Here is a 9,159-nt window from a genome sequence, read left to right on the forward strand (position 1 = left end):
ATGCGGGCAAGGAAGCAGGGATTGGCGATCTTGTAGCCGTTCAGATGCAGGATCGGCAGGACGCAGCCGTCACGGGCAGGGTTCAGGAACTTGTTGCTCTGCCAGCCGGTCGCAAGCGGCCCGGTCTCGGCCTCGCCATCGCCGACCACGCAGGCGACGACGAGGTCCGGATTGTCGAAGGCGGCGCCATAGGCGTGGCTCAGCGCATAGCCGAGCTCGCCGCCCTCGTGGATGCTGCCGGGCGTTTCCGGCGCCACATGGCTCGGAATGCCGCCGGGAAAGCTGAACTGCTTGAACAGCCGCTGCATGCCCTCGGCGTCTTCGCTGATGTTCGGATAGAACTCGGTGTAGGTCCCTTCCAGATAGGCGTGCGCCACCAGCGACGGCCCGCCGTGCCCCGGACCGATGATGTAGATCATGTTGAGATCGTCGCGCTTGATCACGCGGTTGAGATGCACATAGAGCATGTTGAGGCCGGGCGAGGTGCCCCAGTGGCCGAGCAGGCGCGGCTTGATGTGTTCGCGTTTCAGCGGCTCGCGCAGGAGCGGATTGTCGAGCAGATAGATCTGGCCGACGGACAGGTAGTTCGAGGCGCGCCAATAGGCGTCCATCAGGCGGAGTTCATCTGCCGACAATGGCGTTGTTGAATGCGAGCTCCCGGATGCCGTCTCTTTCATCGATGCCGTTTCAGGCGAAACCATCTGAACCTCCCGATCATTAGGACATTGCCTGGATTTCTCCGGCTTGCAGTCGTGCAAGCCACTGCAGTCTTGTAAGTTCGCTACGGTTGTGCTGTTTCCCGGTGACGGGCGGAATGGTGGAACGCCTGTCTTCGGACGACAGCGGCAGGGATCGTCTTGCTATTTCGACGCCGCGAACACGTCCGTGCCGCGGCGATCTCGCGGCGGGCGCTATTGCGGATAGGGCTCGGAGAAGTGCTCGACCACGCCCCGGACGCCACGCACGCTTTCGGCGAGGATCCGCGCGGCCTTCCGGCAGTCGGCAGTCTCCACGTTGCCCCACAGATGGACGATGCCGTCGGTGACCGCGACCTTCACATCCAGCCCTTCGAGGCCAGTGTTCTCGCCGAGGCGCACGAGAATGCTGCGCCGGATGGCGTCATCCCCCGCAGCCGTCTCATCCTGCTTTGCTGCCAAAACCGCCTGCAACAGATCGGCGCGGCTGACGATGCCGACGAGAACGCCGTTTCTGAGGACAGGAATGCGCTTGATGCCGCGCTCCTGCATCAGCGCCGCCACGCGCGCAACGGACGCACCTTCGTCGATCGTGACCGGATCGGCTGTCATCGCGTCGCCGACGCGCCAGGAGGACCGCCTTACATAGGCGCTGGCCCGATCATCGGCGCCCAGCGTTGCGTCTACCACCGGCACGCCGCCGCCAAGCTCCGTCCGACGGATCAGATCGCCTTCACTGATCAACCCCACCAGACGGCCTTCATCGTCAACGACGGGGATGCCGCTGACATGATTGTCGAGCATGATCCGGGCTGCCTGTCTGACGCTGTTGTCAGGGGAAAGTTTGACGACGGACGTCGTCATCACATCTTTAACGCGCATGTCGATCCAACCCAGAAAAGGACCTTGGTACCGTCACCAGCGAGCGTAAGGTAAACCTATCGTGTCGGTTCGACAACCTGTTCCTGGGGGCGATACTCGAGTTGGGCGCTGTCGTTAGCCGCCCCCGCTGCAGCTTCTAGGCGAGCGTGCATACTCGTGCATCGCTCGACCGGGTTTCGCTATCTCGATGTGCGCAGGATGCTCCTGGTGGAGCCGAAGGGAGTCGAACCCTCGACCTCCGCAGTGCGATTGCGGCGCTCTCCCAACTGAGCTACGGCCCCGTTCCAGTGGGATCATGAACAAATCCATGGGCTTTGCAAGAGCAACGTAACGAACCTTTGCGTCTTGGAGATTGGCCGTTCGGTCCTCACCAGTCGACAACACCGTTCGCGGCTGTAGCGCTTCCCCTACAACAAGTTCGTCGCAAGAGAGTGTTGGCACCGAACGCGAAGTCCGGTGCCAAAATGTCAGGCTCTGGTGCGCGGCTCCTCCAGACCTGGCCACGTCGATAGGCCAAGCTCCGTCCGCGCGGCAGCGAACTGCATGTCAAGAAGTGCCAGCAGGCGTTCGCCGAGCGCTCTTGTCTCTCGATCGGCCTCGGACCATCGATAAAGGGTCCGATCTTTCAACGAGAGCACCGCGAAGTCGTCCGGCCGGTCTTCAATGGGATACCGTGAGGCCACTGAACTCAGGACGGCTCTTACCAACCGGCCATCGAGAGGGTCCTTGGTATTCCAGAGGTGGACAGCGGTGCGTCGGTCGCCGATCTGAAGCAAGAAATCAGGGGTGAACTCCACCTTGTACAGCCCGGCCGGACTAGTAAAGGTGAGCGGAGCCGCTGTCTCGAACTCGCCAGGGTGCTCGTCCTTCCATCGGAAAAACTGCTGCAGAGCCTGGCCGGCTGATTTCCGTTCCGGCTCTCGCGAGATTTGTTGCGTTGAGGCGAGCGCGACCGCCCTCGACAATCCATCGAAGGACACCTGCTGGACGCGATAACGCAAGCTTTTGTGGAAATCATATCCACCGGTGCTCGGCCCGCAGCGTTTGCGAACGCTGGTTCGCTGAGGACGGGGGTTGGCGTTGATGATCTTCAGAAATGCAGAGAAACCAAACTTCGGAACTGACATGCTATGACCTCGTGATGAGATAGCCGAGGAGACTATCAGCTTGATGCGGCGCATCGGGCAGATCGATAACTGAACACGAACACTCAAACGTCGTTCTTCTGGGGCTACCGCACTCCTTGTTCAGACCGGATCGCGTAGACTTCCTGCCACTTCGACATCGTAATGTTGCCCCGACAAATTCGGAGCGGAACTCCGGTCGCAGCCGCGAGGGCCTCCGGCTCGCTCTTGTAGCGGTACGCTAGGTGAGGGGGAGCGAGAAAGTGACGGGCGAACATATCCGCCTGGTCTTCGATGCTCTCGGTAGCCTTCATGTCTCGGATTGGCTGGACAGCCCCAGCGGGATCGTTGTGCATGGGCACGTCCTTCTCTCGGTGAAGGAGGAAATGTCCAAGCTCGTGCGCAAGGACCAGACGGGCCTCCGCGTTGCCGCCGCAGGCAGCCACATAGACGGACTCCTTTACAGTAATCCTGTCCTTGAATGGCTCCGCGAGAGCATCCTCCTTCATCTCGGAATCGCGCTTTACCGCAAGCTTAAAATTCGGATACCGCTCGACCAGCTTGAATTCGAGGATGTCCACGATATCCACGAGTTCGACATGTTGCATGTCGAACTCGCGGCGATACTTCATCGCCTGAACCATCATCTGCGGCGTGGTCAGTCCTTTGGCTGTGAAGTAGTCTCTTGCCATGACTCTCTGTACCTCGCTATGTCGACGACGATTTCACGCGGGCCGTCGTTGGATGCCGCTGCTCGGTTCGCAGCCTTGATCCTTTCGTTACGAAGAAGCTTGCTGAAGACGTCAGGACCCAGACCGAGAAACTCGGAGACCCTTTCAATCGCGGCCTCGGAGAGCGCCTCTCGCCCTTGTTCGAGATCGCTTAGCGCGGCAATTTCGATACCTGTTTTTTCGGACAACTCGAGGAAGGACCAACGGCTGGCTTGACGCCGGCGTTGAACCATATCCCCAAAGATCGACAACGCGGCCCGCAGGCCGAGACTATCACTGTCATCGGACATTTGATTTTCTCACTATGGTTCGGTCAGGGATGAGTCGCCGCAAACGACGCCTCACTCGCCTACTTGCGGCGGCTGGGCTCGCCCTTGGTGTCGCCGTATCCTGATTTCGGAATCCGCTCGACCGTAGTCGTTGCGGGGCGGCTGATCGCTTCCTTCACGGTGATGAACTGACCCGATCGCGAGTCTCGTCCAACGTCGAAGGTTTTCCGTTCACTCATTTTCCATGACCTTTCGGTTTGTGGATAATGACTGGCTACCTCGACAGCGAGTACCGAATCCTCCATAGTGCTCTTGCATAAAGGTAGAGGATTTCGGTTCTGCTGCCCTGCGAATGCCAATCTGTTATTCGCAAGATGTCGTGGCCGAGGGCTCAATCTCGGTTGCGACATTGCGGAGATAAGCATCTCCAATCTCCCCTAATAATAACTCCTTTCTTTCGGGGTGATTCGCATCCTGAATATACGATATTTCGCGCCTATGTGGAAGCACAAAACGCTAAAATTGCGTTTAATTTCAATGTCGTGAAGTGTTTATTGGATCATCAAAGTAGATCGCGCCAACGTGTACTGCGTGGCTGTAGCTATCGAACTCGACCCTGCTCCGATCGACTTCAGAAGCCTTTCGAGGGCTCTAATAAATTCGCTGCCCAGGCGATTTACAATCTGCTCTTATTGCTAGAAAGCCCCAGGCGTGGTGCGCCTGGGACTTCAGTTCGCTTCCGCTCCCTGTCCAAAGTGGAGGGCGTCGGGCGATCTTGCTCGGTTGCATCTGTGCGATAGTGAGCTTCAGTTGACAACCACTAGATGCAAAATGTCCCTTTTTCCTCCAAATTTGACCGGACCTATGTGCGCGTTTGAGAAAACGATGTTGGTATTGTCCATCCCATTCATAACCAATTGTTTTTCATTATGATGCTCCTCAAAAACCGATCCGGAAATGGCCAATTCGGAAGCTAAAATTGGCCAACTGAGTGGGGCATAAAAAAAGCCGGGCAGAACCCGGCTTACTAACCCTTGTATGAGACGGGATTACATCCGCTCGATGTCCGACCTGCGGTAGAACGGCATCCCCGCCGCAATGAAAGCGGGCTGTACCTCCAAGTTTTCTAAGTCTCGTCTAATGTTCGCACTCCGTCGTCCGTACTGCCTAGCGAGGTTTCCGAGTGAAACGAATTCTCGCTTGAACGCGGACAGGACGTCGGGCTCCACAACGACCTGGATCGCCCGCGTGGCCCAATTCCGAAGCCTCACGGCTTCTAACCGACCGCCTTCAATGAGAGATTTTACGACCTGCTCCTTGGCTGGGATCTCGCTCGCCACAAACCGGAGCGAGTAGCAACCATGATCCTCCGGTCTCGTCATTGCCGCGACCTCAAGAGCGTCCACACGGATCGCAGCTATTCCGTGGAAGTTTTCGGCCAACGCGACCTTTTGAAGTTTACGATCGAGAACCAGGTTCATTATCGTCGCGAACGAGCAAACTGCTTTCTTCATTGCCGTCGAGATATCCGAGAGGCTTTCATCGTCGGCGCACGTGACGGCTAACCGCAATCGCGCAAGAAAGTCATTGAGACCCTCGGTCCGGAATCTTTTAAGAACTGGAAGCTGCGCCTCGGCTCGATCTCCACCGTGAGGCTCGATGAAGCGATGCTTGAGGAGCAAGTCAAACTGTACGCGATGGGCGCCAAGGTGAGCTCTAGCTTCGACTCCGCCGAGGCCACCAGTGACGTCAGCCGTGAAGTTTTTCAATGCCTCTGCGTTAATCAAGATTCGTTCGAGGGGGTTATCGTCTGCGGGCAAGGGAGCCCAGCCAGCATTCCGCAACCGCTTTTCCAGCGTTTTCCAGTGGATTCCGAACTCCTTGGAAGCAGTATGAAGCGAGTGAATTCTCCGTTCGGTAACCGGGCCAAAGAAGTCGTCTCCCGGGCCAAGCGGCAGGTTATTCAATGCCACATCACGCATAATATCCCGGATAGGATCGTAGGCTTCGTCCGACGTCTCGTGTGCAAGCCTTTCGTATAGGCGGCCAAACACGACACGACCGCCCATGTCCCCTTTTGTGGTGCGAAAGCGTTTAAGCTGGCTTTCCAGATAGTCCCGGAAACCAAGCTCTCCTCCACGGAGGATCCTGTATCCTACACCCGCACAGGCCGACCACTCCTGTTCGTCCAATGATCGCGCGTGGAAGTGGATCCCATGCCTTTCTGATGCTCCGATCGTTTCGCTCAGCTTGACCACTACATATAGGGGAAACGCTTCAAGCCATTGTGGTCGAGCTCCTGTGTTCCGGATCCTCGATTCAACGTACTCCTGAAGCAAGTCAGGCTCCATCGGCGCTGCGGCCGCATCGAACGTGCCCGCAGCAAAGCTTGCCGCCGCCAAGTTTGCCGCGAAATCGTGATGGAGTCGCGATTCCGGTTCGATCGGCGACGTGATCAGGCGCACGCCATGTTGTCTGCAGGCCCTGATCGGGGTGACCAGCCATGCAAGCCGACCGTAGCCACGAAATCCACGTCGCCCATCAAGATGTAATTCGTCATCGCGAATACAACTGGGGCAGAACCTCAGCCGATTCCTCTGAACGTATGCGCGGCTAAGCCGCTGACCCGCGATGATAGTCATGAGGTCACCGGTGATGACGACCCCCGGCGACAGCGACGGCCTAGAGACACCGAGGACGGACGCAAATGTATTCACGTCCACCTCATCGCCGACCGCCACCCCCTGGAACCGAAATCCGAGATCGGTCCCAAACGAACGCGCATGACGGTATCCGCATGCCGCTGCGAGACGAGAGCAGTAGCTAGCGAGGGTCTCGCCAGCATTAAAGGAAAGAAGTTCTGCGAGCCTGGTCATTGTGGACGTACTCCATATTTAGTGGCGTTCTTGCCCTTGGACTTCAACTGGTTCTCCTCCCAGGCACGATCGTCATCGCGTAGCAGAGCCGTAGTGGGATCCAGTTCCTCCCAGTTGTCGGCCTTGAAGACATTCTTGCTGGGCCTGCATCCGGAGAACGATGCGTATGTCCTGACGAAATCGTCGATCAGCACGTGTTCGCGGCCGGCAAGCATTGCGGTTTCGACCGCCGCCCGGATCATCTGAACGAGCGAACCGAACTCCGCGCCGCACGCTTGCATCAGCCTCTTCAGAAAATCTCCGGTTTCCAGATCGATCTGGATTTCCATGCGAGCGTGCTCGATAACGATTGTCTTGAGGATGCTGTCGGCGAGGTCGGTGTTCCCGTCGACATCGATCGATTCAAAGGGAATCACGGTACGACGGTTGTAGAGCTGCTTACGGGCAAGGAAGCTCGCAAGCGGCGGAACACCGACAAGGATCAGCCGTACGGGCCAGTCTGGCATCTGCGTGAGGTTCTTGAACGCGTCACCAATGACTGTGGCTTCGCGGATCGTCGCCGATTCAATCGCGTGCTGCGCTTCATCGATTACGACCCACATGACCTTGTGGACTTTCAGCAGGCGACGGAAAAGCAGCCACGCCTCATTCTCGCGGATGCGGTCGGGCGGTGTGTGCCCGAGGGCCTCGAGGCCCGCAATGGCTAGCAGGCGAGGGGGGCACGGGGATGGGGCCTCCAGGAAAATAACGGGATGGATCATGACGCCGTCTTCGTCGACGTAGGACGCCATCGCCTTAAGGCTCTTCAAGTGCTTCACAATGGCGGTCGTCTTTCCCGCGCCCGACGCGCCGCAAACCGCCACGATTCGCCGCTTATCCGGTTTGCCTGTGATGGGAGTCGTCACACTGGCAACGGATGCCGTCAGAGCTTCCCGGAGCTGCGCATCACGGTCCAGCGCAATATACTCGTCGTAGAGCTGCGCGATGCGGTCGGCCACGGAGAGGCGGTCGGGATTTAGTAGGTCCCGGACGCGATCGATAGCTCTCTGGCTGCGCTGGGCGTCGTGATCTTCGAACTGGTTCACGGGGTTACTCCTTACTCACTGTCAAAAATGTCATTGCTGATGCGGCGGACGACTGGAGCTTCGCCTCCCTGGTCCTCCTGGGGTTGCTTCTCCTGCTGCCGGGGACGCGCAGAGCCGATACCCATTGCGGGGCGGCCGCCAGTTTCAGCCTCCTCACGGATGGCCTTGGCGCTCCGGGTTCTGGCGTAGACGATCGGGGCGATGCGCAGGGCCGCGAACAACTCGTCCGACGGGTGCCATTCACCCTCGGGACGGGGCTCTCCTGCCACCGGGGCGTCGACCAGATCGAACTCCCGGTCCATCTTCCTCTCGAAGCGCTGGTAGTCCTCGTCGGTCAGGACCGGATTCACCAGTCCTGCTTCAAGCCGAGCCATCTCGGCTTGCTGCTTCAGCCATGCGAAGGTATCGATGAGGATCTGACGCGAGGCCTTGGCGTTCTCGTGATTGAAGAGCTGCAGCCGTTCGACCGCTGCAAGCCACTGCCAGATACTCACACCTGCGAGTTCGCGGTGGACGCATGGCACCTCGATCCAACCGTTCTCGGTCAGGATGGAGACGGCATCCAAATTGTGATTGTTCACTCGACCCAAGACTGGCGTTTTCTTGCTCTTGCGCCGGATCTGCTGCAGTTGCTTGCTCTGGAAATAGACACCCGCGACGCGGTAGCCCTTCTTGGAGATCACGCGCTTCACATAGGTGCCGAACAGGTGGGTCCGCAGCGCCCCGGTCGGACCCGGCTGCACGCCATGGTCGCGGGACAGCTCAAGCCATCTGTTGAAAGGGGTTGCGCCATTCAGCGCCGTGTGCGGGGCGTTGTGGTAGCAGTCAACCAACCAGCGGATCAAGCATTCGGCCACCAGGTCGGCGACCAAGTTGGCGTGGGCTTCGGGATCGTAGTCTCCCTTCTCAGCGATCGAACCCCAAGTCCGGCCATCGAAGTAGTTGAACATCTGATGCGAGAGGGTGTGGAACCAGCGTTCGATGAAGCCGCGCATGGAGGCTTCGCCGGCAGGAGGAAGGAAGATGTCGCAGCCCATGTCATTTACGGCCACCCTGTAGGGGCGATGGGCGAAGTACACGGCGCTATCAACCGCAATCATCTCCCCCGTGCCGTGCTGCATCCAGGGCGATTGACATCCGAGGCGGCGAGCGATGTCTGTCTTGTCACGTGTCGACATCTCGAGCGCTGTCATTGCCGACTTCAATGACGGCGGCTCAGCGCTGACGTGCAGGGCGATGATGCATCTGGTCGCAACGCAGATCATGGCGGTGATCCACAATCTGACGCGCTTGATTTTCTTCCGATCCGCTTTCGAAAGCGTCTTCCAGATCCCAACCTTGACCAGCAGGGACTGGAGATCGATCTCGTGGTCATCGCATTCGATACGCTCGAGAGGGCGGATGACGTCGATGCCGCCATGTTCCGGTTGCCACTCGCGGCGCGCGGTCTCCCTTCCATCCCGACCGAGCTCCTGCCACATGTCCGGAAGCGCATTG

The 9,159-nt window shown here is 58.6% G+C and carries 7 protein-coding genes, 1 tRNA gene and 2 pseudogenes; all 10 read right to left on the bottom strand.

Annotated features, from left to right (window positions below):
* Positions 1-701: pseudogene (locus tag I8N66_RS33405) on the bottom strand (phosphoketolase); the annotation flags it as partial.
* 210 nt (positions 702-911) lie between these two features.
* Positions 912-1,577 carry a CBS domain-containing protein gene (locus I8N66_RS33410; RefSeq protein WP_113539989.1) on the bottom strand — a complete coding sequence of 222 codons (666 nt, stop codon included), beginning with the start codon at positions 1,575-1,577 and terminating at the stop codon, positions 912-914.
* A gap of 205 nt (positions 1,578-1,782) precedes the next feature.
* Positions 1,783-1,858: transfer RNA gene (locus I8N66_RS33415), tRNA-Ala, on the bottom strand.
* Between the two features lie 186 nt (positions 1,859-2,044).
* Positions 2,045-2,704 carry a hypothetical protein gene (locus tag I8N66_RS33420; protein WP_291163625.1) on the bottom strand — a complete coding sequence of 220 codons (660 nt, stop codon included), beginning with the start codon at positions 2,702-2,704 and terminating at the stop codon, positions 2,045-2,047.
* 104 nt (positions 2,705-2,808) lie between these two features.
* Complete coding sequence (locus I8N66_RS33425) at positions 2,809-3,393, bottom strand: ImmA/IrrE family metallo-endopeptidase (RefSeq protein WP_291163627.1); 585 nt, start codon at positions 3,391-3,393, stop codon at positions 2,809-2,811.
* Positions 3,360-3,722: a helix-turn-helix transcriptional regulator gene (locus I8N66_RS33430; protein ID WP_291163630.1), complete on the bottom strand. Its 363-nt coding sequence runs from the start codon at positions 3,720-3,722 to the stop codon at positions 3,360-3,362. The genes I8N66_RS33425 and I8N66_RS33430 overlap by 34 nt, the downstream gene beginning before the upstream one ends.
* Positions 3,723-3,781: 59 nt before the next feature.
* On the bottom strand, positions 3,782-3,940 hold the full coding sequence (locus tag I8N66_RS33435) for a hypothetical protein (RefSeq protein WP_291163633.1): 159 nt from the start codon (positions 3,938-3,940) through the stop codon (positions 3,782-3,784).
* A gap of 810 nt (positions 3,941-4,750) precedes the next feature.
* A complete protein-coding gene (locus I8N66_RS33440) occupies positions 4,751-6,577 on the bottom strand; it encodes a TniQ family protein (protein ID WP_291163636.1) in 1,827 nt (608 codons plus the stop codon).
* Positions 6,574-7,662, bottom strand: coding sequence for an AAA family ATPase (locus I8N66_RS33445; RefSeq protein WP_291163639.1), 1,089 nt, complete (start codon positions 7,660-7,662; stop codon positions 6,574-6,576). The genes I8N66_RS33440 and I8N66_RS33445 overlap by 4 nt, the downstream gene beginning before the upstream one ends.
* A gap of 11 nt (positions 7,663-7,673) precedes the next feature.
* Positions 7,674-9,159 (bottom strand): annotated as a pseudogene (locus I8N66_RS33450) (hypothetical protein); the annotation flags it as partial.

Origin of the sequence: Ensifer sp. SSB1 (assembly GCF_016652895.1) — a bacterium.
Taxonomy (GTDB): Bacteria; Pseudomonadota; Alphaproteobacteria; order Rhizobiales; family Rhizobiaceae; genus Ensifer.

Excerpts from the sequence above, each read along its gene's own strand:
- I8N66_RS33410 (WP_113539989.1), bottom strand. The coding sequence starts at position 1,577 with ATGCGCGTTAAAGATGTGATGACGACGTCCGTCGTCAAACTTTCCCCT.
- I8N66_RS33420 (WP_291163625.1), bottom strand. The coding sequence starts at position 2,704 with ATGTCAGTTCCGAAGTTTGGTTTCTCTGCATTTCTGAAGATCATCAAC.
- I8N66_RS33425 (WP_291163627.1), bottom strand. The coding sequence starts at position 3,393 with ATGGCAAGAGACTACTTCACAGCCAAAGGACTGACCACGCCGCAGATG.
- I8N66_RS33430 (WP_291163630.1), bottom strand. The coding sequence starts at position 3,722 with ATGTCCGATGACAGTGATAGTCTCGGCCTGCGGGCCGCGTTGTCGATC.
- I8N66_RS33435 (WP_291163633.1), bottom strand. The coding sequence starts at position 3,940 with ATGAGTGAACGGAAAACCTTCGACGTTGGACGAGACTCGCGATCGGGT.
- I8N66_RS33440 (WP_291163636.1), bottom strand. The coding sequence starts at position 6,577 with ATGACCAGGCTCGCAGAACTTCTTTCCTTTAATGCTGGCGAGACCCTC.